Source organism: Amycolatopsis methanolica 239 (assembly GCF_000739085.1).
In the GTDB taxonomy this organism is placed as follows: Bacteria; Actinomycetota; Actinomycetes; order Mycobacteriales; family Pseudonocardiaceae; genus Amycolatopsis_E; species Amycolatopsis_E methanolica.
Genome location: NZ_CP009110.1, coordinates 5,443,395 through 5,463,446, shown reverse-complemented (window position 1 = coordinate 5,463,446; position 20,052 = coordinate 5,443,395). Strand labels below are relative to the sequence as shown.

Sequence of the window (20,052 nt, the reverse complement as noted above, 5' to 3'; positions counted from 1 at the left end):
GACCGCCGGGGGTGGAGTTGCGGCGCCGGGTGGCCTGGGACCCCTGTCCGGCGGTCGGCGGGTTTCCGCCGGTCGTCGCGCGGGAACTCCTGGCCATGGGCGCGAAGACGGTCATCGAGCGGGAGCGGAAGTTCGACTTCGACGACGGCCGGCCGGTGCCGCGGCTGGCCGGGGTGGGCCCCGTGGCGGAGCAGGCCCCGCCGAGGGAGTCCTGGCTCGACAACACCTACTACGACACCCGCGACCTCCGGCTGGCGCGCGCCGGCGTGACCCTGCGCCGCCGCACCGGCGGGGACGACGCGGGCTGGCACCTCAAGCGCCCGGCGACAGCCGGGGCCCGCGAGGAGACCCAGCTGCCGCCGGGCGACCACCTGCCACCTGAACTCGCCGACGCCGCGCGCGAGTGGACCGGTGGTGCGGACCTCGTCGAGATCGCGCACCTACGCGTCGACCGCTTCACCCACGACCTCGCCGCCACTGACGGGCGGCGTCTGGCTGTGCTCACCGACGACCACGTCCACGGCGAGCGCGCCGGCGACCACGCGCACCTGGACCACTGGCGTGAACTCGAGGTCGAACTCGACGACGCCGAACCGGAACTCCTCGACACCATCGCCGAGGCCCTCGTCGCGGACGGGGTGCGGCCCGCGCACTGGCCGTCGAAGCTGCGGCGCCTGCTCGCCGCCGACCTGGCCGCCGACGAGGAGCCCGGCAACGCCGGGGACACCGTCATGACCTACATGCGCGCGCAGGTCGAGGCGATCCGCCGATACGACGAGGGCGTCCGGCTCGGCGACGAGGACTCGGTCCACCAGTTGCGCGTCGCGATGCGGCGGCTGCGGAGCGCGTTGCGCGGCTACCGGCGCCTCTTCGTGCGCGACCGGGCGAAGGCGCTGGCGGACGAGCTGAAGCGGGCCGGCCGGGTGCTGTCCCCGGCCCGCGACGGCGAGGTCCGGCGCGAAACGCTGCTCGCCGAGCTCGCGAACCTCCCGCGCGAGCCGGAAACCGAGCACGCCCGCCGCACGCTTGTGTCCCATTTGGACGAAGCAGCCGAGCGGGACCGGCAGTCGCTGGTCGCGGAGCTGACTGGCGAGCGGTATGCCCGGCTGCTGGGCGCGCTCGACGAGTGGGTGGCCGATCCGCCGTTGACGATCGCCGCCGAGTCCGGGCGCCGTGAGCTGCGCAAGGCCCTCCGCCGCGCGAACCAGCGGTTGACGGCCGCGGCCGAGGCGGTACACGACGCGAGGGACCCGGACGCCGCTCTGCACGAGGTGCGCAAGAAGGCGAAGGCGGCGCGGTACGCGGCCGATGTGGCGAAACCGTTGCTGGGCAAGCGGGTGCGCTCGTGGCGGCGGGCGGTCAAGCAGGTGCAGAGCGAGCTGGGCGAGTACCACGACCTGGTGAGCGCGGGTGAGCTCCTCCGGCAGCGAACGGGTGATTCGGTGACCGACGCGTTCGTGTTCGGGCGCCTGTACGAGCGTGGCCACGCCCGCCGCGCCGCCCTGCGGGAGAGCTTCGAGCGGCGGAAGCTGCCGGGCGCGCCCTGACCGCGGTACCGTTCGACGATGGCGACTGTCGGCGACGTGGCGCGGCTGGTTTCCGAGCTGCCCGACGTGACCGAGGGGGAGCGGCACGGTCACCAGACGTGGTCCGTCGCTGGTAAGGCGTTCGCCTGGGTGCGGCCGTTCAGCAAGGCCGACCTCCGGCGGTTCGGCGACGAGTCCCCACCGGACGGGCCGATCCTCGCGATCCGGGTGGACGACCTCGGCGAGAAGGAGGCCGTCCTCGCGACGAACCCGGACGCCTTCTTCACGATCCCGCACTTCGACGGTTACGCCGCGGTGCTCGTCCAGTTGCGGAAGGTGTCCCGCACAGCGCTGCGCGAAGCGCTCACCGACGGGTGGCTCGCCGTCGCGCCCGCGAAGCTGCGGGGCCGCCTGACCGGCGGACCTGGTGACGAGGACATCGCGGGCGTTTAATGACCCGGTGGACACGCGCGTCCTGCTCGAGCGGGCCGGCGCGGCTTACGACCAGCGGGCCTGGGCCGACGCCTGTGACTCCCTGGCCGCCGCCGACCGGGAAACCCCTCTCGCGCTGCCGGACCTGGAGCGGCTCGGCGAGCTGGCCCTGTTGCTGGGCCGTCCGGACGAAGCCGCCGACGCGTTCCGCCGTTGCTACGAGCAGCACGTCCACGCCGGCGCGATCGGCCGGGCCGTGCGGTGCGCCTTCTGGTTGCGCGAGGTGTGCGCGTTCCATGGCGAGTTCTCGCGCGCACAGGGCTGGATGGCGCGGGCGGCGCGGCTGCTGGCGCACGACCCGGACTGCGCGCAACGCGGCTACCTGCTGATCAGCGAGGCCGAGCGGCAGACCGGGGACGCCGCGTTCGCCACCGCCGCGGAGGCCGTCGAGCTGGGGAACCGGTGCGGCGACCGGGATCTCGTGGCCATCGGGGTGCAGGTCCAGGGCCGCGCCCGGCTCGCGCAGGGCCGCGTCGAGGAGGGGCTCGCGCTGCTGGACGAGGCGATGCTCGACATCTCCGCGGGCGCGTGCTCGTCCCAGGTGACCGGTTGGATGTACTGCAGCATGATCGCCGCCTGCCGCGACGTGCACGAGCTGGGCCGCGCCCGCGAGTGGACCGCCGCCGTGAACGCCTGGTGCGACGCGAGCCCGCAGTTCAACGGCGCCTACTCCGGAATCTGCCGGGTGCACCGCTCGGAGCTGCTACAGCTCGTCGGCGACTGGCCGGACGCGGTTCGCGAGGCGCGGACGGCCTGCGCGCGGCTGGACCAGCGGTACGGGCAGGTGGTCGCGGGGATGGCCTACTACCAGCTCGCCGAGATCCACCGGCTGCGCGGCGAGTTCGCCGACGCGGAGAGCTCCTACCGGCGGGCCGGCGAGAGGGGGTGGGACATCCAGCCGGGCCTGGCGCTGCTCCGCCTGGCCCAGGGCCGCGCCGACGCGGCGGACGCGTCCCTGCGCCGCGCGCTGGCCGAGGCCGAGGACGACATCAGCCGGTCCCGCCTGCTGCCCGCGCAGGTGGAAGCCGCGATCGGCAACGGCGACCTGGGGTGCGCCCGCTCGGCGGCGGCCGAGCTGACCGCGATCGCCGGCCGGTTCCACACGCCCGCCCTGCGCGCGCTGGCGTCGGGCGCGACCGGGGCGGCGCTCCTCGCCGCGGGTGACGAGTCCGCGGCGCTGCCGCTGTTGCGGACGGCGCTGCGGCTGTGGTGCGAACTGGACGCGCCCTACGAGGCGGCGCGGACCCGGTACCTGGTCGGGCTGGCCTGCCGCGCTCTTGGCGACGAGGACGCCGCGGAGGTGGAGCTGGACGCCGCCGCGGAGGTGTTCGCGCGGCTCGGCGCCGAACCGGACCTGGCCCGGGTGCGCGGCGCCCGCCGCGGCGCCTCGCTGCTGAGCCCGCGGGAGACCGAGGTGTTGCGGCTGCTGGCCGCCGGCGCCACCAACCGCGGGATCGCGCGGGAACTGGTGCTGAGCGAGAAGACCGTGGCGCGCCACGTCAGCAACATCTTCGCCAAGCTCGGGGTGGGCTCGCGCACCGCGGCGGCGGCGTACGCGTTCCAGCACCGGATCGGCTGACTGGGCAGAACTACCCATGCCGGGCGGCGGGGAATTGGGTCGTTCACCCGAAGTTCCGCGACGGGCCGCGGCCTAGCGTCGGTCTCCTCGGAAAAGCTGGAGGTGCACGATGAGGTTCGACACGGTGGTCATCGGCGGCGGGCAGGCCGGGCTTTCGGCCGGGTACCACCTGGCCCGCGACGGCAGGCGGTTCGTGATTCTCGACGCGCACGAGCGGATCGGCGACTCGTGGCGGCGGCACTGGGATTCGCTGCGGCTGTTCAGCCCGGCGCGCTACGACGGCCTGCCCGGGATGCGGTTCCCCGCGCCACCCGCCAGTTTCCCCACGCGGGACGAGATGGCCGACTACCTGGAGGCCTACGCGAACCGGTTCGAACTGCCGGTGCGCTGCGGCACGCGGGTGGAGCGGCTGTCGCAAGAGGACGGCGAGTTCGTGGTGACCGCGGGGGGCCAGCGGTTCGAGGCCGCCAACGTGGTGGTCGCCTCGGGGGTGTGGGGCGCCCCGTCCATCCCGGCCTTCGCGGGCGAGCTGAGCCCGGAGATCTGTCAGATGCACTCGAGCGAGTACCGCAACCCGGCGCAGCTGCGGCCAGGGCCGGTGCTGGTCGTCGGCGCCAGCCACTCCGGCGCGGACATCGCCTACGAGGTTGCCCGCGAGCACCCGACGATCTTGTCCGGCACGGACACCGGCGAGATCCCGTTCTACTTCGAAAGCCACGTCGCGTCGGTGGCGTTGCGGGTGCTGTGGTTCGCCGCGACGCGGGTCCTCACCGTGAACCGGGCGGTGGGCCGCAAGCTGCGTGCGGAGGTGCGCGGGCACGGCGGGCCGCTGATCCGGGTCAAGAAGGAGGACCTGCGCAAGGCCGGTGTGGAGCGGGTCGTCGACAAGACCACCGGCGTCCGGGACGGCATTCCCGTGCTGGCGGACGGACGCGTGGTGGAGGTCGCGAACGTGGTGTGGTGCACCGGTTTCCGCCCCGACTACGGGTGGATCGACCTGCCCGTCACCGGCGAGGACGGCTACCCCGAGCAGGAGCGCGGCGTGACGTCGGTGCCCGGCCTGTACTTCGTCGGGCTGCCGTTCCTGCACTCGTTCAGCTCGATGCTGGTGGGCGGAGCGGGCCGCGACGCCGAGTACGTGGTCCGCCACCTGGCCCGGCGCGCCCCCGAGGTGTCCGCGGCGGGCCTGACGACGCTCGGGATGGACCATCAGGCGCACGGAAACCTGACCGAGGCGCGACGGCTGTACCAGCGGGCGCTGCGGACGCTCGACCGGTGACGCCGGGGCCGCGCGGGGGCCCTGGCGCGCCGCTCGCCGCACCCCGCTCCCCGCGCGGCGCCCGCCGCGCGGCGAGCGGCCGCTGCCGGGATGGGGGCCGGCGGATTGCGGGCTGCCCTTCTCGGCCGGTCAGCAGTGAGGCGCGCCTTGCCGCCCGGCAACGGCACCCCGGCCCCAGCTTGGCTGGTGCGGGCGATCGGCCCACCGCCGCACCAGCCTGCGGTGCCCGAACCCCCGGCCCCAGCGTCAGAGCCCGCCGTGCTGCCGGTCCGCGCGGAGGGCCGTCGTCAGCGCGTGGGCCTCCTTGAGCAGCAGCGCGCCCAGCTGCGCCCGCCGCGGCTCGCGGAATCGGGACTCCACCCCGGTCAGCGTCAGCGCCCACGCCGGCTCCCCGGACGAGCCGAACACCGCTGCCGCCATGCCCCAGCTGCCCTCGACCACCAGGCCCGGGTTGACCGCGTACCCCCGCTCCCGCGTCTCGGCGATCCGCTCCCGCAGCGGCCCCGGCGCGTGCGCCGCGCCCCACCGCTCCGTCAGGTCGACCCGCGCCAGGTAGTCGTCGATCTCCCGGTCGGACAGCAGCGACAGCACGACCAGCCCGGCTGAGACCACGCCCAGCGGGAACCGCGCGCCCTCGTACAGCACGAACGACCGGATCGGGAAGTCGCCGTCCTCGCGCAGCAGGCACACCGTCTCGTCGCCGCGCCGGGCGGAGAAGAACGCGCTCTCCCCGGTCGCCGCGGCGAGCCGGTGCACGCTCGCCCGCGCGTGCTGCGTCACGTCGTAGCGGGCGGCCGCCGACTCACCCAGCAGGTACAGCTCCGGGCCCAGGTACCAGCGGCCGCTGCGCTGGTCGCGGTCGACGAACCCCTCGTCGGCCAGCGCCGCCAGCAACCGGTGGACCGTCGGCCGGGCCAGCCCGGTCAGCCGCGACACGTCCGAGGTCGACGCGCCGGGCTCGCCGGCCGCGGACAGCGCACGCAGCACCAGCGCGGCCCGGCCGATCAGGTGGGCGGGCGGCATGTCGCCATCGTACGTCCACTCAGTGAACGCCAAACCGCGAGCCGTTCACCTGACGAGAGATCCAGAAGGCGCGCTTGACCGGGTTTCCCCAGGTCGTCTTGACTGCGGGCAGGTGCTCATCCCACGGACGCTCGAAGGAGAGTTCACGTGTCCAAGGTGTTCGGCGCGGCCGCCGACGCGATGGCAGGCGCGCTGCGAGACGGCATGACGATCGCGGTCGGCGGCTTCGGTCTGTCCGGCATCCCCTATGACCTGATCGAGGTCGTCCGCGAAGCCGGGGTCCGCGATCTGACGATCGTGTCGAACAACATGGGTGTGGACGGCAAGGGCCTCGGGCTGCTGCTGGAGAACAAGCAGGTGCGTAAGGTGATCGCGTCCTACGTCGGGGAGAACAAGCTGTTCGCGCAGCAGTACCTGGACGGTTCGGTCGAGGTCGAGTTCGCGCCCCAGGGCACGCTGGCCGAGCGGATGCGCGCGGGCGGCGCCGGTATCCCGGCGTTCTACACGAAGACGGGCGTGGGAACGCCGGTGGCCGAGGGCAAGCCGCACGCCGAGTTCGACGGCGAGACCTACGTGCAGGAGCGCGGCATCGTCGCCGATCTGGCGCTGGTGCACGCCCACACCGCCGACCGGGAGGGCAACCTCGTCTACCGGATGGCGGCCCGCAACTTCAACCCGGTGGTCGCCACCTGCGGCCGGGTGACCGTGGTGGAGACCGAGGTCCTGCTCGACGGCTATGTCGACCCGGACCTGGTCATCACCCCCGGCGTGTTCGTCGACCGCCTGGTGGTCGCCACGCCGCGGGAGAAGGAGATCGAAAAGCGCACGGTGCGCCCGCGGGCGCTCGCCGGGACGGAGGCGTGACCATGGGCTGGAGCCGCGACGAGATGGCCGCGCTGGCGGCGGCGGAACTGCGCGACGGGGACTACGTGAACCTCGGCATCGGCATCCCCACGCTGGTGGCCAACCACATCCCGGACGGCGTCCGGGTGACCCTGCAGAGCGAGAACGGCATCCTCGGCCTCGGCCCGTTCCCGTTCGAGGGCGAGGAGGACGCCGACCTGATCAACGCGGGCAAGCAGACGGTGACCGTCCAGCCCGGCGCGAGCTTCTTCGACTCGGCGACGTCGTTCGCCATGATCCGCGGCGGGCACATCGACCTCGCGATCCTCGGCGCGCTGCAGGTGGCCGCCAACGGCGACCTGGCGAACTGGACCGTGCCCGGCGCGCTGGTGAAGGGCATGGGCGGCGCGATGGACCTGGTCGCGGGCACCAAGCGGATCATCGTGATCACCGACCACGTGGCGAAGGACGGCAGTCCCAAGATCGTCGAGACGTGCACGCTGCCCCTGACCGGCGCGGGCGTGGTGGACCGGATCATCACGGACCTCGCGGTGCTGGACGTGACACCGGAGGGCCTCCGCCTGGTGCGCCTCGCGCCGGGCGTCACGGAGGAAGAGCTGCAGGAGAAGACCGGTGCGAAGGTGCTGGAGCCGGTAGCGGGTTAGGACTGCGACCGGGTGGGACCGTTGGTTGCCAGTCCCACCCGGTCACCACACGGGTTGCCCGGCAAGCCGCTCGGCCACGGCGCGGCTTGCCGGCGGCCCCGCGGGCGCGGTGCGGCTTGTCGGGAAGTCGCGCTCCGTCGCTGCACGGCTTGCCCGGCGCGCAGTGACGGTCTGGCTCGCCGACAGACCCGCTTGGTCACGGCGCGGCTTGCCCGGCGGCCCCGCCGGGGCCCGCACGCCTTCCGCGCCCAGCGTCAGGGCATCCGCCACACCAGCGGGTTGCCGTCGTAGTCGTTGCCGTCGTAGCGGGCCGCCACCACCGGGTCGTCCGGCGACGTCGCGTCCAGGTCCGCGTTCTCGTACCGCGCGCCCGGGTGGTCGAAGTCGCCGGGGGAGAGGCGCGGTGCGCAGCTCGGGATGTCGCCCGTGATGAACGTTCCCGTGGTCTCGCCGTCGCCGGCCAGGGCCTCCAGCGTCGGGCCCACCTTGGTGCCGAAATCGGTCCCGGTCAGGTTCTCCACGGTGTAGCGGATGCAGTACGGCGTCAGCCCCTGCGCCTTGTCGCCGAACGCGGTCCGGAACTCGTTCTGGTCGGCCTGCTCGATCGCGGTGACGGTGATCGCCAGCAGGCCTTCGTCGATCCCGTCGGAGTAGTTGACCACCGCGCGCTGCCCGACGGTCAGCGAAGTACCCGGCGGCGTCGTGGGCTCCACGATGGGCGGCGGGGCGCTGCTGCTCGTCGCCGGCGCGCTCGGGGCGTCCGAAGAGGACGATCCGCACGCCGAGGCGGCCAGCGCCGCCGCCACCACCGCTACTGTCCGGACGATTGAACCACGCTTCACGCCGGTTATGATGCCGTAACCGATCAAGGCGTTCCGCGATACCTCATCGCGATCTTGCGACCACGGCGCACCTCACGGAAGCCCAGCCGCCGGTACGGCTCGTACGCCCGCGTGTTGACGGCCAGCACGTCCAGTTCCACCGCCAGCCCGCGCCGGTCCGCGTCGGCGATCAGGTCCGTGATCAGCCTGCTCCCGACGCCGCGTCCCTGGAACTCCGGCAGCAGTTCGTAGAACTCGCGGTCGCCCTCCGTCGCGGGGCGCAGGGTGACTCGCACGTGACCTCCCTAGAACGGCTCGCCCGTCCGGACGTCCACCGCCGAGCCGCGGTCGTTCGTCTCCGACGGCAGCTCCACCCGGCTCGGCGAAGGTTCGCTGATCAGCTCCACAATGTAGTGCGTCACGGCGTGGTCCTCCAGGTTGCGGATCCGGTGCGGCGTCAGGGGCCCGCCGCTGCCGACGGTCGTGAACGCCACGTACCCCGCCTCGGCGGTCTGCCGCAGCGTCCAGTCCTCGTCGCCGAGGCGCTGCGCCTCCGCGCGGCCCGGGTCCGCGCCGCGAGCCAGCCGTAGGCCGCGGCGACGAGGGTCAGCGGCAGCGCGCTGATGACGGGCGAACCGCTGCCGGTGATCTCCGTGTAGTGCGCGACGATGACCACCCCGCAGCTCATCAGCGCCACGCACGCGATCGACGGCGCCACCCGCACCGCCCAGGTGGACCCGCTGATCCGCCCGCGCGCGGCCGCGGTGACGATGCTCGCCGAGCACGCCGCCATCAGGTAGATGATCGCCAGCGCGGTGATCCCGGAGACCGCGGGGAAGTACGTCGCGATCGGATCGGCGCCGGCCACCGCGAACGGCACCACCACCAGCACGCACACCACCAGCTGCACGGTCCCCGCGGACACCGGCGTCCGCCGCCGGTGGTGCACCCGGCTCAGTGCCCGGGGCAGGAAACCGTCGCGTGCCAGGGAGAACATGTAGCGCGACGCGATCGCGTGGAACGACAGCGCCGCGGCGAAGAAGCTGAACGTGATCATCAGGCTCAGCACCGGCCCGGCCCACCCGCCGAGGTAGGCGGTGATCGCCGAGACGAGCAGCGCGCCGGGATCGGCCTGCGCCGTCGCGGCCGCGTCCGGGAACGCGGCCGCGATCGCCCACATGACGAACACGAACGTCACGGCCAGCACGATCAGCGCGGAATACGTTGCCCGGCCGACGTTCCGCCGCGCCGACCGCGCCTCCTCGCCGTAGATGGCCGCGGCCTCGTACCCGGCGAAGGACAGGATGCGGAACACCACGGCGAGCCCGAAGTTCCCGCCGAACACGCTGCCTGGCGCGAGCACGTCGAACGAGAACCCGCCCGGCCGCCGCACCAGCACGGCGATCGCGAACGCCAGCAGCACCGCGAACTCGGTGACGGCGACGAAGACGTTCACCTTGCCCGCGATCGTCACGCCGAAGTAGCCGACCACCCAGGTGGCCGCCACCGCCACCAGTGCGATCACCCACCACGGGACGTTCACGCCGAGGTAGGCGGACAGCCCGGCGTGCCCGAAGTGCCCGACGGCCACGGACATCCCGGCCGCCGCGACGTTGTAGGCCAGCGTCGCCACGGGCGCCGACGCGCCGCCCATGCGACGGCCGAGGCCGAACCCGATGTAGGCGAAGTAGGCGCCCGCGTTGACCACCTGGCGGCTCAGCGCCACGTAGCCCGCGGAGAACACCAGCAGGATCGCCAGCACGAGGACCAGCACGCCGACAGTGCCGGTGCCTGCGCCGAACGCGAGGCTCAGCGAGAGGTTCGAGGCGACCGCGGTCAGCGGTGCGGTCGCCGCGATCACCATGAGGATCATGTCGAAGATGCCCACCGCGTTGGGGCGCAACCGGTGGTAGTTTCCGTCTGGGGTCATGAGCACTCCTGGACTACTGGGGGGTGAATGGCGGTCCCCCACCACGCCACGGAACAGCGCTCGCGAGTGGTCGATACGGTATCGTGCTACGACGAGGTCGTCGACCGCGCCAGGGCGCTCCGGCCACGCATCGCCGAGCTGGGCGTCGAGGTCGACGCTCGCGGGGTCGATCCCACCGAGGCGATGCGCCTGCTCGGTGAGGCCGGTCTGCAGCGCGCGAACGTCCCCGTCGAGTTCGGCGGACTGTGGACGGGCGGCACCTTCGCCGGCTGGGACCGGGTGGTCGAGGCGGCGCTGGAGGTGACCGCGGGCGACGGGTCGACCGGCCAGTGCTGGTCGACCACCGCGCTGCAGGCCCGCGAGGTGATGTCCGCGCCGCTGCCCGTGTCGACCAAGCAGGCGCTCGCCGACGAGCTGATCTCCCAGGGGCGGCGCATCGTCGCCTCCAACGCCGAAACCGGCGGCACCGGACCGGTCACCGGCCGCCGGGTCGACGGCGGGGTGGTCGTCAACGGCGTGAAGACCTTCAACACCAACAGCGGCGGCGGTGGCCGCGACCTGGCGAACGTCAGCTTCCGCCTCACCGGGCCGGACGGCGCGACGTCCCGACACCACGCACTGATCCGGCTCGACGCGCCCGGCGTCGAGGTGCACGGCGACCGGGACAACATGGGCCAGCGCGGCACGATCAGCCAGACCATCACCTACGCCGAGGTGTTCGTGCCCGACGGCTGGCACTACGCGGCGCCCGAGTCGGAGGTCGTGTTCGTCGACCTCGTGCTGCCCGGCCACGCGTTGCTCCTGCAGGGAATCGGCGAAGGCGCGTACGCGGCGATGCTGGAGTACCTGCGCGGGCTGAACCGCGCGAGCATGCCGATGTTCGCCTCCGCCATGGAGGATCCGCTGATGCACCGGCAGATCGGCGAGATGGCCGCGGAACTCGCCGCGGGCCGCGCCTACCTGCTGGACACCTGCCGGAAGCTGGCGAACTCCGACAACACGACCGACCTGCGCGCGCTGATGACCGAGTTCTTCAAGGTCAAGGTCGTGTGCACCACGGCGGCCCTGGACGTCACCGCGCGCGTGCACGACCTCACCGGCGCGCGCAGCACCGCCAACAAGTACCGGCTGGACCGGTTCTGGCGCAACGCCCGCACGTTCGCCAGCCACGACAGCATCGATGCCAAGAACGCGTTCGTCGGCGCCGCCGAGCTGAACGGCGAGATCCCCGACGCCGGCCGTTACCTGCCGGGGGTGCGCAAGGCATGACGCTGCCGCACCCGTCCGACGTCGCCTTCGTGCGGCCCGCCTCGCACCACCTGGCTGACCCTCGCTTGTGGACGGTCCGCCCGGTGCGGATCCTCGGCGACGCCGAGTCGTACCTCAACGTCAAGTACGCGATCCCGGTCGGCTGGCGGCCGCTGACGCTGGACCTGCACGTCCCGCTCGGCGCGACCGGCCCGGTGCCGGTGGTGGTGTACGCGCACGGCGGGAGTTTCCTCGGCGGGGTCAAGGAAATGGGGCCGTGGGCGAGCCTGCCGCGGCACGGGATCGCGGTGGCGTCGGTGGACTACCGGCTCGCCGGCGAGGCGCGGTACCCGGAGCCGGTCGAGGACGTGCTCGCCGCGATCCGGTGGGTCCGCGTCCACGCCCACCGGTACGGGCTGGACCCGGTGCGCGTCGCCGGGTGGGGCAGTTCCGCCGGCGGGTACCTGATGGCGCTGGCCGCGCTCACCGACCGCATCGGACGGCTCGTCGGCGACTACCCCGCGGCGTCCGCGCGGCTGTCCGCGGTGGTGCTGCACTACCCGGTCACGGACTTCTCGACGATCGTGGAGGACGCGTTCGAGCCGACGGCGGCCGGTCTGCGCAACGCCGTCGACGTCGGCGCGCAGTTCTTCGGGTTCCCGCTGACGGCGCGGCCCGGGGTGGTGGCCGGGGCGGCGGTGTCCCGCGCGGTGGCGGCGGCGCCGCGGGTGCCGCCGTTCCGGATCAGCCACGGCGACGCCGACCGCCGGTCCGGGCTCGGGCAGAGCAGGCGGCTGCACGAGGCGGTGATCGCCGCGGGCGGACAGTCCACTTTGGAGGTGGTGCCGGGTGCGGACCACGCCACCGCGGTGTTCAGCAGCCCGAAGGTGATCGGCCCGGCGGTCGAGTTCATCCGCGGCGCGTTCGAGCTGGAAGGAGTGGCGACATGATCGACGGGACCACGTTGCGGGCGGCGTTCGGCCAGTTCCCGAGCGGGGTGGCGGCGGTGTGCGCGCTGGTCGGCGGCGAACCGGTGGGCATGGCCGCGAGCACGTTCACCGCCGTTTCCCTGGACCCGCCGCTGGTTTCGGTGTGCGTGCGGAAGGCGTCGCGGACCTGGCGGACGTTGCGGGCGGCGCCGGAGCTCGGGGTCAGCGTGCTGTCGGCCGGGCAGGGCGGGATCTGCCGCAGCCTGGCGATGCCGGAGGGGGACCGGTTCGCCGGGGTGCCGTGGGTGGCGCGAGGCGGCGCCGTGCTGGTCGAGGACAGCGCGCTGCAGCTCGAATGCCGGCTGACCGGTGAGGTCGACGCCGGTGACCACGTCATCGCGCTGCTCGGGATCACGGCGTTGCGGGATTTCCCGGGGGCGGAGCCGGTGGTGTTCCACCGCAGCACGTTCCGGGTGCTGCGGTGAATTACCTGCGCCGCTTCTTCGCTGGGCGGGCGCCGAGGAACGCCAGCGTCGAGTCGGTCAGCGTCGCCAGGAACTCGGGCGTGATCTCGGTGCGGCGGACGGTGTAGCGCCAGTAGATCGGGGCGGCGAAGATGTCGAGCGCCAGTTCGCGGTCGACGTCCGGCGGCAGCTCGCCCCGGGCGATCGCGCGGTCCAGCACCGGTTCCGCCTTGGCGCGGCGCGGGTTCTCCAGGTGCTCGGTCAGGGCCTTGGCCAGTGCCGGGTTGCGCTTCGCCTCGGCGGTCAGGTCGGGCAGGATCCGGCCGAGACGCTCGTCGCTGAGCCACTGCGCGACCATCTCGAAGGCGCGCTCGATGTCGCCGCGCAGGGAGCCGCTGTCGGGGATGTCGACCAGCGGGACGCTCAGCTGGGAGACCGCGTCGGCCACCATGTCCTGTTTCGAGGACCACCGGCGGTACAGCGAGCTCTTCCCGACCTCGGCCCGCCTGGCAACGCCGTCCATCGAGGTGCGGGCGTAGCCCTTCTCGGCGAGTTCGTCGATCACGACCTCGACGATGGCGTCCGTGAGCTCGACACGCAGCACGGCGGCGCCACTGGGCGCGCGACGGGTCCGGGTCATGTCCCGGACAGTACCAGGACTGGACGGGACGGACTCGTCGCGATGGAGCCCCGTAAGCGATGCGCGGGCTGAACCAGTGGTGAGGTGCGGGGCCGCACGGGCTCCGGTGGCCGCTACGTGAGCGTGCCCGGTTCCCGCCGCTGGAACGCGGCCCGGTAGGCGTTCGGGCTCGTGCCGACCACCCGCCGGAACCGCTCGCGGAACGCGGTCGGCGACCCGAAACCCACCTGCCCCGCGATGCGGTCCACCGGGTGCCGCGTCGTTTCCAGCAGGTACTGCGCCTGCCGGATCCGCTCGCGGTGCAGCCACTGCAGCGGCGTCGTCCCGGTCTGCTCGCGGAAGCGCCGGTTCACCGACCGCGTGCTCATGCCCGCCCGCGCCGCGATGTCGCTCAGCGTCAGGTCCCGGTCGAGGTGGTCGGTCATCCACCGCAGCACCGGCTCCAGCACCGAACCCCGCGGCGCGGGTGGCTGGTCGTGCACGATGAACTGCGCCTGGCCGCCCTCCCGCTCCAGCGGCATCACCGACAGGCGCGCGGCGTCGGCCGCCACCGCCGAACCGTGGTCGCTCCGGATGAGGTGCAGGCACAGGTCCAGCCCGGCCGCGGCGCCCGCCGAGGTGAGGAACTGGCCGTTGTCCACGTACAGCACGTCCGGGTCGACCTCGATCTCCGGGTGCCGCCGGGCGAGCAGGTCCGCCGCCACCCAGTGCGTCGTCGCGCGCAAGCCGTCGAGCAGCCCGGTCGCGGCGAGGACGAACGCGCCCGCGCAGATCGACGCGATCCGGGTGCCGTCGGCGGCCGCCTTGCGCAGGGCGTCCAGCACGTCTTCCGGCACCGGCACCGTCGGGTCGGCGCAGCCGGGCAGGATGATCGTGTCGGCGTCGGCGAGTGCCTCCAGGCCCCACTCGGCCCGTATCGTGAACGCGCCCGCGCCGACCTCCGGGGTCGGGGCGCAGACGCGCACCCGGTAGGCCGGGCGGCCGCCGGGCAGGCGGGTCCTGGTGAAGATCTCGATCGGGGTGGCCAGGTCGAACGGGACCACCTGGTCCAGCGCCAGCACGGCGACCGTGTGCATGGCGACACCGTAGGTCCTCGCCACGGCGTTCCGCCAGGACCGGCCTGGTCAGCGGGTTGGCGAGAATCCGGTGGAAGTTGGCCATCGAGCCAGTTCCGGTGATCACCGGCGGCCGTTACCGTCCCGGTGCGTGACGAAGGTACTGCTCTCCCTCCACGTGCTCGCGGCGCTGGTCGCGATCGGCCCGGTCACCGTCGCGGCCAGCATGTTCCCCGCCGCGACCCGCCGGGCCACCGGCGGCACCGACCACGATCTCGCGGTGCTGCGCACGCTGCACCGCATCTGCCGGGTCTACGCCGCGGTCGGCATCGCGATCCCGGTGTTCGGGTTCGCGACCGCGGGCAGCCTCGGCGTGACGGGCGACGCGTGGGTGATCGTGTCCATCGTGCTCACCGCGATCGCGGCGGCCGTGCTCGTGCTGGTGGTGCTGCCGCGCCAGCAGGGCATCCTGGACGGGATCGCGGAGCAGGCGGAACCGGAACCACGCGCGCCCGCGCGGCTGGCGATGTACACCGGGATCTTCAACGTGCTCTGGGCCGTCGTCACGGTGCTGATGATCGTCCGCCCCGGCTCCACGACCAGCGCCTAGGCCTTGCCGGAGAGGTACTTCCGGGCCGCCTCGCGGGCCTCCTCCAGTGACGCGGTGATCGTGAGGATGCCGTCGAGCCCGGTCATCTCCAGCGGCCGCGTGACGACCGGCGTCGGGCAGACCAGCGCGAGCGCCTGCTCGGCGGAGTGGCACTCGGCGGCCGTCTCGACCAGCACCGCCAGGCCGAGGGAGTCCAGGTGCTCGACCTCGGACAGGTCGAGGATCACGGTGGTGAGCGCGACCGGGGCGACGCTGTCGCGGGCGTCCTTCACGGCTTCGCGGACGCGGGGCGCCGTGGTGAGGTCGACCTCGCCGGCGATGGTGACGACGACTTCGCTGCCCTCGCGCGTCCAGCGGGTGGCGAAGGCCTGCGGCACGGATTCCCCTCCACGGTCGGTAGTTCAGCCCGGACACTCTAACCGCCGTCGCCGGTGGCCCCGATCCCGGACCACCGGCGACCACCGTCACGCCGGTTCCGTGACGTGCACCGCGTCCAGCGCCGGACCGTCCGGCGTGGCCGGTGCGGCGACCGGGACATCCGCCCACAGCACCGTTTCGCCGCGGCGCGGCGTCATGCCCGACCTGGTGGCGATCTCGTCGAGGACCTGCGCCGACGTACCGAGTTCCCCGCGGGCGGGTGGCTCCGCGGCGATCGTGACGTCGACGCGGATGGTGTCCGCGCCCGCCCAGCCCAGCCGCAACGTGAACGGCTGGCGCGTGGACAGCCAGGCGATTCCGGCGATTTCATCGGTCACCAGCAGCGCGTCGACCACGTGCTCTTCGCCGACGCCCGCGAGCATGACCCGCACCCGCCGCCGGAGGGCCGCCAGTTCGGACGGCCCGTCGACGACGCTGGTGAACCGATCCGGCCGATGCACCATGTCATCCACGATGCACCACCTCCTCCGCTGACTCGTCAACCGGAGGATCCTCGGTTTACCCAGGGGTTACCGACGGTAAACCGGTCCACAGAGGACTGTGCCGGCTCAGTCCAGCGCGTCCGGCAGCCCGAACACCGCGAAGTGCTCCCGCCCCACGAACGACGTGATCTCCGCGATCCGCCTGTCCCGCGGCCGGAGCACGTTGATCGACCAGCTCTCGAACGCGCCGCCCGGCGTCGAGCGCAAGTAGGACGCCGCCGCGGGCAGCCCGTTCGCGCCGACGATCCGGTGCCGCCACGAGCCGCAGGACGCGAGGGGGTACCGGCGCGCGAAGGACATCGCCGCGTCGATCCCGCGGTACCAGTGCGGCATCGGCGGCATCGACCAGGTCACATCCTCCGTCAGCAACGCCACCAGCGCGTCCGCGTCGCCCCGCTCCAGTGCCCGGGCGTCCGACGCCAGCGTCCGCACCCGCGCGTCGGGCGGCGCGGGCTCCCGCGCCGGCACCACACGCCGCGCTCCAGCGCCGAGTTCACCGACGCCGCCGAAGTGCCCAAGATCGACGCGATCTCGGCCGCCGAGAACCCCAGCACCTCGAACAACACCAGCGCCGCCCGCTGGTTCCCCGGCAGGTGCTGCAACGCGGCCACGAACGCCAGCTCGACCGCCTCCCGCTGCTCGGCCCGCGCGTCCGGCCCCGTCGGGTACGGCCCGAGCCACGCGACGTCCGTCCGCGGCGCGTCCCCGGCGACCACGTGCTCGCTGGACGGTCCGAGGTCCATCGGCAGCGCCCGCCTGCCGCGCCGCTCCACAGCTCCCGCCGCAGCGGCTCGACCAGCCGCGTGAACGCCGAGTCGTCCCCGGCGCCGAGCTCTACCACGAGATCCGCGGCCACGGCCCGCTCGTCGTGCTCGTCGGCGCACCGATGGACGCGCGCTCGTTCACCCCGCTCGCCGAGCTGCTCGCCACCGACCACACCGTCCTACCGCAGCCCCGTCGACGACCCGGACCAGGATTCCACGCCGGATATGCGCGCCGACGACCTCGCCCGGCTCATCGAGCACGCCGACGCCGGCCCGGCCGTGGTGCTGGGGGTCCAGCGGCGGCGCGGTCAGCGTCCTCGCGCTCGCCCAGGCGCGCCCCGACCTGGTCACCACCGTCATCGCGCACGAACCGCCGCTGAGCGACCTGCTCCTGGAAGCCGACCGGATCCGTGCGCAGGGTGAGGAGGTCATCGCGACCCACTTCGGCGGCGACCCGGTCGGTGCCATGCGGAAGTTCCTGGTGATGGCGGGCATCCACCTCCCGGAGCCGGTCTTCCAGCAGCTCTTCGCGCAGGAGCCCAGCCAGCAGGACCGGGCCGACGCGGACTTCCAGTACGCGCACATGTACCGCCCGACCACCCGCTGGACCCCGGACTTCGACGTCCTGCGCACCCGTCCCGTGGTGGTCGGCATCGGTGCCGAGTCCGCCGGCCAGCTGTGCGAACGCACGTCCGAGGCGCTGGCGAAGGAGCTGGGGATCGAGCCGGTCCGGTTCCCCGGCGACCACACGGGCTTCGCCGGCGACCCGGTCGCCTTCGCCGCCCGGCTGCGCGACTTCCTGTGACCGGGCCGTCGAAGGTCTCAGGACGGTAAAGGTCTGCACCCGCCACTGGTCTTCCGGCACTGTGGGATCTAGGTTGCCAGGGAACTAATCAAACCGTTGATCTTCTTTCCAATGGCGGGAAGGGATGGCCCATGACGCACACGCCCGAGGCCTCGGCCCGGACGAGCTCGGCGCACGACGGCCGGCAGCTGCGCCGCGTCGTCGGCGCGAGCCTCGTCGGCACGACCATCGAGTGGTACGACTTCTTCATCTACGCCTCGGCCGCGAGCCTGGTGTTCGGCAAGCAGTTCTTCCCCTCCCTGGACGGAACCGCGGCGCTGCTGGCCTCGTTCGCGACGCTCGGGGTGAGCTTCGTGGCGCGGCCGATCGGCGGGATCGTCGCCGGGCACCTCGGTGACCGGGTCGGCCGCAAGGCGGTTCTTGTCGCGACCCTGCTGCTGATGGGAATTTCCACGATCGGTGTCGGTCTGCTGCCCGGCTACGACTCGATCGGTGTTGCGGCCCCGGTCCTGCTCGTCGTGCTGCGGCTGCTGCAGGGCCTGTCCGCGGGCGGCGAGTGGGGCGGCGCGGCGCTGATGTCGGTGGAGCACGCGCCGCCCGGCCGCCGCGGCTACTTCGGCTCGTTCCCGCAGATCGGCGTGCCGATCGGGCTGCTGCTGGCGAACCTGGTGTTCTTCAGCGTGTCGGCGGCGACCACTGACGACCAGTTCGCGCGCTGGGGCTGGCGGATCCCGTTTCTGCTCAGCGTGGTGCTGATCGCGGTCGGCTTCTTCGTGCGGGCCAGGGTGTCGGAGAGCCCGGTGTTCAGCGAGCTGCGCGCCCGCCGCGCCCGCCGGTCGGCGCCGCTGGCCGAGCTGCTGCGCACCAACCGGCGTGAGCTCCTGGTCGCGATCGGGCTGTTCATCGCCAACAACATGGTCGGCTACATCCTGATCGCGTTCATCAACTCCTACGGCACCCGCACGCTCAAGCTGTCCAGCACCACGATGTTGTTCGTGGGCATGGTCGGCGCGGTGTCGTGGGGTGTGTTCACGGTGCTGGCCGGGCACTGGTCGGACGGCTGGGGGCGGCGGCGCACCTACCTCGTCGGCACGCTGGCGATGGGCGCTTGGACGTTCCCGTTCTTCCTGCTGTTCGACACCCGCTCGGTGCCGCTCATGCTGGCCGCGGTGATCGTGCTGGGCTTCGGGCTCGGCCTGACCTACGGCCCGCAGGCGGCCGCGTACAGCGAGTTGTTCCCGGCCGGCATCCGGTACAGCGGGGTGTCCTTCGCCTACGCCTTCGGCGCCATCCTCGGCGGCGGGTTCGCGCCGCTGGTGTCGACCTGGCTGGTCGGCGAGACTGGCACATCGCTGTCGGTGTCGGGGTACATGCTGGTCGCCTGCCTGGTAACGCTCGCCGCGGTCCTCGCCCTGCGGGAGCGGCCCGCCGCCGAGCGGGAGGCCTTCGTCACCGGCGCCGAGTAGTCAACGGCGCTGCTCGGGCGGGAACTCGGTGTCCACCCGTTCCTGCTCGTGGTAGGAGCGTTCCTCCGCGTAGGACTCGTAGGCGCGGTGGTCGGCGTCCGTCTCCGGGGCGCCGACCAGCGCGCGCGGGTGCAGCCGGTCCTTGAGCACGACGTTGAGCTGCGCGCCGAGCAGCGTGATGATGCTCTGCAAGTAGAACCACCAGAGCAGCGTGATGACCGTGGCGAACGTGCCGTAGGTGCTCTGCGCGTTCTGCAGGTAGCGGCTGATGATCAGCGACGAAAGCGTTTGCAGCACCCAGAACAGCACGCCGGACAGCAGCGCGCCGGGCAGCACGTCGCGGGTGGTGATCTCGCGGTCGGTCAGGATCCGGAACGCGGCGACGAACAACCCGACGTCCAGGACGATCGCGATCGCGTAACCCAGGATCCGGCCCAGCCAGCCCAGGTCGAGCAGGTCGCTGCCGCTGGAGACGAAGCCGCTGATGAGCGTGCTCACGACCAGGCCGAGCCCGATCGTCGTCAGCACCAGCAGGCTGCGGCCGATCTGCACGGGCAGGCTGGGGCGTGCGTGGAAGGGCAGTTCCCACACCGAGTTGAACGCGGTCTGCGTCGCGCGCACGACGGCGATCCCGCTCCACAGCGCGGTCACGAGCCCGAGGATCAACGCCCACGCCGAGCCGCCGAAACCCTGCATCGTGGCCGGATCGAGGAGCGGGAACATCGAACCGACGTTGCCCAGCACGTCGTTCTTCAGGTCGTCCGGCACGAAGAACCCGAGCAGGGTGATCAGGACGAGGAACAGCGGGAAGATCGAGAAGAACGCCCAGAACGCGATCATGCTCGCCAGCTGCGTCGACTGGTCCTCGAGGAACTTCTTCACCACGGCGACCGGCACGGACAGCGCGGTGTGCTCCTGCTGCACCGCGTCGACGCGGTCGAGGCCGGCCTTCGCCCTGCTGACAACGCTTTCCCTGTTGTGCTCGCTCACGGT

24 protein-coding genes are annotated in these 20,052 nt (G+C 72.7%); 12 read left to right on the top strand and 12 right to left on the bottom strand.

Translation table 11 applies throughout. The annotated features are described in order from the left end of the window. The first annotated feature begins 29 nt into the window (after positions 1-29). The 4 genes from AMETH_RS26580 to AMETH_RS26565 all read left to right on the top strand — a co-directional run bounded on the left by AMETH_RS26580 (position 30) and on the right by AMETH_RS26565 (position 4,876). The gene (locus AMETH_RS26580) at positions 30-1,547 is read left to right on the top strand and encodes a CYTH and CHAD domain-containing protein (RefSeq protein WP_017984239.1); all 1,518 of its coding nucleotides are present in this window, start codon (positions 30-32) and stop codon (positions 1,545-1,547) included. 18 nt (positions 1,548-1,565) lie between these two features. Continuing rightward, positions 1,566-1,979: an MmcQ/YjbR family DNA-binding protein gene (locus tag AMETH_RS26575; protein ID WP_017984238.1), complete on the top strand. Its 414-nt coding sequence runs from the start codon at positions 1,566-1,568 to the stop codon at positions 1,977-1,979. Positions 1,980-1,986: 7 nt separating this feature from the next. Beyond that, on the top strand, positions 1,987-3,597 hold the full coding sequence (locus tag AMETH_RS26570; protein WP_017984237.1) for a helix-turn-helix transcriptional regulator: 1,611 nt from the start codon (positions 1,987-1,989) through the stop codon (positions 3,595-3,597). Between the two features lie 109 nt (positions 3,598-3,706). After that, a complete protein-coding gene (locus AMETH_RS26565) occupies positions 3,707-4,876 on the top strand; it encodes a flavin-containing monooxygenase (protein ID WP_017984236.1) in 1,170 nt (389 codons plus the stop codon). A 246-nt stretch (positions 4,877-5,122) separates the two neighbouring features. Here AMETH_RS26565 and AMETH_RS26560 read toward each other — a convergent pair whose 3' ends face one another. After that, a complete protein-coding gene (locus AMETH_RS26560) occupies positions 5,123-5,899 on the bottom strand; it encodes an IclR family transcriptional regulator (protein WP_017984235.1) in 777 nt (258 codons plus the stop codon). Between the two features lie 147 nt (positions 5,900-6,046). On the opposite strand from AMETH_RS26560, the gene AMETH_RS26555 reads away from it, so the two are divergent. Both AMETH_RS26555 and AMETH_RS26550 read left to right on the top strand, forming a co-directional pair. Then, on the top strand, positions 6,047-6,763 hold the full coding sequence (locus AMETH_RS26555; protein ID WP_017984234.1) for a CoA transferase subunit A: 717 nt from the start codon (positions 6,047-6,049) through the stop codon (positions 6,761-6,763). A gap of 2 nt (positions 6,764-6,765) precedes the next feature. Continuing rightward, a complete protein-coding gene (locus AMETH_RS26550) occupies positions 6,766-7,407 on the top strand; it encodes a CoA transferase subunit B (RefSeq protein WP_020486727.1) in 642 nt (213 codons plus the stop codon). Positions 7,408-7,661: 254 nt separating this feature from the next. Here the strand turns inward: AMETH_RS26550 and AMETH_RS26545 are convergent, their stop codons facing one another. Genes AMETH_RS26545 through AMETH_RS26530 form a run of 4 tightly spaced genes read right to left on the bottom strand, consistent with a single transcriptional unit; the run spans position 7,662 to position 10,158 of the window. Beyond that, positions 7,662-8,249, bottom strand: a complete 588-nt coding sequence (locus AMETH_RS26545; RefSeq protein WP_223842939.1) for a hypothetical protein — start codon at positions 8,247-8,249, stop codon at positions 7,662-7,664. 23 nt (positions 8,250-8,272) lie between these two features. After that, entirely contained in the window at positions 8,273-8,524 is a 252-nt protein-coding gene (locus AMETH_RS26540) for a GNAT family N-acetyltransferase (protein ID WP_017984230.1), read from the bottom strand. Between the two features lie 9 nt (positions 8,525-8,533). Continuing rightward, the gene (locus AMETH_RS26535; RefSeq protein ID WP_017984229.1) at positions 8,534-8,722 is read right to left on the bottom strand and encodes a hypothetical protein; all 189 of its coding nucleotides are present in this window, start codon (positions 8,720-8,722) and stop codon (positions 8,534-8,536) included. Beyond that, positions 8,686-10,158: an APC family permease gene (locus AMETH_RS26530; RefSeq protein WP_017984228.1), complete on the bottom strand. Its 1,473-nt coding sequence runs from the start codon at positions 10,156-10,158 to the stop codon at positions 8,686-8,688. Before AMETH_RS26530 ends, AMETH_RS26535 begins: the two co-directional genes overlap by 37 nt. A 66-nt stretch (positions 10,159-10,224) precedes the next feature. Here AMETH_RS26530 and AMETH_RS26525 point away from each other — a divergent pair, with 66 nt between their 5' ends. From AMETH_RS26525 to AMETH_RS26515, 3 genes are read left to right on the top strand one after another with little or no spacing between them, the layout of a single operon-like run. Continuing rightward, positions 10,225-11,427 (top strand): acyl-CoA dehydrogenase family protein, encoded by a 1,203-nt coding sequence (locus AMETH_RS26525; protein WP_017984227.1) that lies wholly within the window; start codon positions 10,225-10,227, stop codon positions 11,425-11,427. After that, positions 11,424-12,356, top strand: coding sequence for an alpha/beta hydrolase (locus AMETH_RS26520; protein ID WP_017984226.1), 933 nt, complete (start codon positions 11,424-11,426; stop codon positions 12,354-12,356). Before AMETH_RS26525 ends, AMETH_RS26520 begins: the two co-directional genes overlap by 4 nt. Further along, on the top strand, positions 12,353-12,820 hold the full coding sequence (locus tag AMETH_RS26515; RefSeq protein ID WP_017984225.1) for a flavin reductase family protein: 468 nt from the start codon (positions 12,353-12,355) through the stop codon (positions 12,818-12,820). The genes AMETH_RS26520 and AMETH_RS26515 overlap by 4 nt, the downstream gene beginning before the upstream one ends. A gap of 1 nt (position 12,821) precedes the next feature. Here AMETH_RS26515 and AMETH_RS26510 read toward each other — a convergent pair whose 3' ends face one another. Together AMETH_RS26510 and AMETH_RS26505 are read right to left on the bottom strand one after the other, a co-directional pair. Beyond that, complete coding sequence (locus tag AMETH_RS26510; protein WP_017984224.1) at positions 12,822-13,439, bottom strand: TetR/AcrR family transcriptional regulator; 618 nt, start codon at positions 13,437-13,439, stop codon at positions 12,822-12,824. 113 nt (positions 13,440-13,552) lie between these two features. Beyond that, positions 13,553-14,515, bottom strand: coding sequence for a GlxA family transcriptional regulator (locus tag AMETH_RS26505; RefSeq protein ID WP_026153392.1), 963 nt, complete (start codon positions 14,513-14,515; stop codon positions 13,553-13,555). A gap of 130 nt (positions 14,516-14,645) precedes the next feature. On the opposite strand from AMETH_RS26505, the gene AMETH_RS26500 reads away from it, so the two are divergent. Next, positions 14,646-15,104: a DUF2269 family protein gene (locus tag AMETH_RS26500; protein ID WP_017984222.1), complete on the top strand. Its 459-nt coding sequence runs from the start codon at positions 14,646-14,648 to the stop codon at positions 15,102-15,104. On the opposite strand, the gene AMETH_RS26495 is transcribed toward AMETH_RS26500, so the two are convergent. The 4 genes from AMETH_RS26495 to AMETH_RS40825 form a co-directional block, all read right to left on the bottom strand. Further along, positions 15,101-15,481 carry an STAS domain-containing protein gene (locus AMETH_RS26495; RefSeq protein WP_017984221.1) on the bottom strand — a complete coding sequence of 127 codons (381 nt, stop codon included), beginning with the start codon at positions 15,479-15,481 and terminating at the stop codon, positions 15,101-15,103. The genes AMETH_RS26500 and AMETH_RS26495 overlap by 4 nt on opposite strands. An 87-nt stretch (positions 15,482-15,568) precedes the next feature. Then, positions 15,569-15,985, bottom strand: a complete 417-nt coding sequence (locus AMETH_RS26490; RefSeq protein ID WP_017984220.1) for a hypothetical protein — start codon at positions 15,983-15,985, stop codon at positions 15,569-15,571. A 105-nt stretch (positions 15,986-16,090) separates the two neighbouring features. Continuing rightward, positions 16,091-16,399 (bottom strand): sigma-70 family RNA polymerase sigma factor family protein, encoded by a 309-nt coding sequence (locus AMETH_RS40830; RefSeq protein WP_267283449.1) that lies wholly within the window; start codon positions 16,397-16,399, stop codon positions 16,091-16,093. Further along, a complete protein-coding gene (locus AMETH_RS40825) occupies positions 16,387-16,767 on the bottom strand; it encodes a sigma factor-like helix-turn-helix DNA-binding protein (protein ID WP_223842938.1) in 381 nt (126 codons plus the stop codon). Before AMETH_RS40825 ends, AMETH_RS40830 begins: the two co-directional genes overlap by 13 nt. 487 nt (positions 16,768-17,254) lie before the next feature. Between AMETH_RS40825 and AMETH_RS40820 the strand changes: the two genes are divergently transcribed. Both AMETH_RS40820 and AMETH_RS26475 read left to right on the top strand, forming a co-directional pair. After that, the gene (locus AMETH_RS40820; protein WP_017984219.1) at positions 17,255-17,593 is read left to right on the top strand and encodes a hypothetical protein; all 339 of its coding nucleotides are present in this window, start codon (positions 17,255-17,257) and stop codon (positions 17,591-17,593) included. Between the two features lie 131 nt (positions 17,594-17,724). Next, a complete protein-coding gene (locus AMETH_RS26475) occupies positions 17,725-19,059 on the top strand; it encodes an MFS transporter (RefSeq protein WP_017984218.1) in 1,335 nt (444 codons plus the stop codon). Here the strand turns inward: AMETH_RS26475 and AMETH_RS26470 are convergent, their stop codons facing one another. Further along, positions 19,060-20,049 (bottom strand): YihY/virulence factor BrkB family protein, encoded by a 990-nt coding sequence (locus AMETH_RS26470; RefSeq protein WP_017984217.1) that lies wholly within the window; start codon positions 20,047-20,049, stop codon positions 19,060-19,062. Positions 20,050-20,052: the final 3 nt, after the last annotated feature.

Bases quoted from the DNA above. Each gene is read 5' to 3' on its own strand.
- AMETH_RS26575 (WP_017984238.1), top strand. From the start codon at position 1,566: ATGGCGACTGTCGGCGACGTGGCGCGGCTGGTTTCCGAGCTGCCCGAC.
- AMETH_RS26565 (WP_017984236.1), top strand. From the start codon at position 3,707: ATGAGGTTCGACACGGTGGTCATCGGCGGCGGGCAGGCCGGGCTTTCG.
- AMETH_RS26560 (WP_017984235.1), bottom strand. From the start codon at position 5,899: ATGCCGCCCGCCCACCTGATCGGCCGGGCCGCGCTGGTGCTGCGTGCG.
- AMETH_RS26550 (WP_020486727.1), top strand. From the start codon at position 6,766: ATGGGCTGGAGCCGCGACGAGATGGCCGCGCTGGCGGCGGCGGAACTG.
- AMETH_RS26530 (WP_017984228.1), bottom strand. From the start codon at position 10,158: ATGACCCCAGACGGAAACTACCACCGGTTGCGCCCCAACGCGGTGGGC.
- AMETH_RS26520 (WP_017984226.1), top strand. From the start codon at position 11,424: ATGACGCTGCCGCACCCGTCCGACGTCGCCTTCGTGCGGCCCGCCTCG.
- AMETH_RS26515 (WP_017984225.1), top strand. From the start codon at position 12,353: ATGATCGACGGGACCACGTTGCGGGCGGCGTTCGGCCAGTTCCCGAGC.
- AMETH_RS26510 (WP_017984224.1), bottom strand. From the start codon at position 13,439: ATGACCCGGACCCGTCGCGCGCCCAGTGGCGCCGCCGTGCTGCGTGTC.
- AMETH_RS26505 (WP_026153392.1), bottom strand. From the start codon at position 14,515: ATGCACACGGTCGCCGTGCTGGCGCTGGACCAGGTGGTCCCGTTCGAC.
- AMETH_RS26490 (WP_017984220.1), bottom strand. From the start codon at position 15,985: ATGGTGCATCGGCCGGATCGGTTCACCAGCGTCGTCGACGGGCCGTCC.
- AMETH_RS40825 (WP_223842938.1), bottom strand. From the start codon at position 16,767: ATGGACCTCGGACCGTCCAGCGAGCACGTGGTCGCCGGGGACGCGCCG.
- AMETH_RS40820 (WP_017984219.1), top strand. From the start codon at position 17,255: ATGCGGAAGTTCCTGGTGATGGCGGGCATCCACCTCCCGGAGCCGGTC.
- AMETH_RS26475 (WP_017984218.1), top strand. From the start codon at position 17,725: ATGACGCACACGCCCGAGGCCTCGGCCCGGACGAGCTCGGCGCACGAC.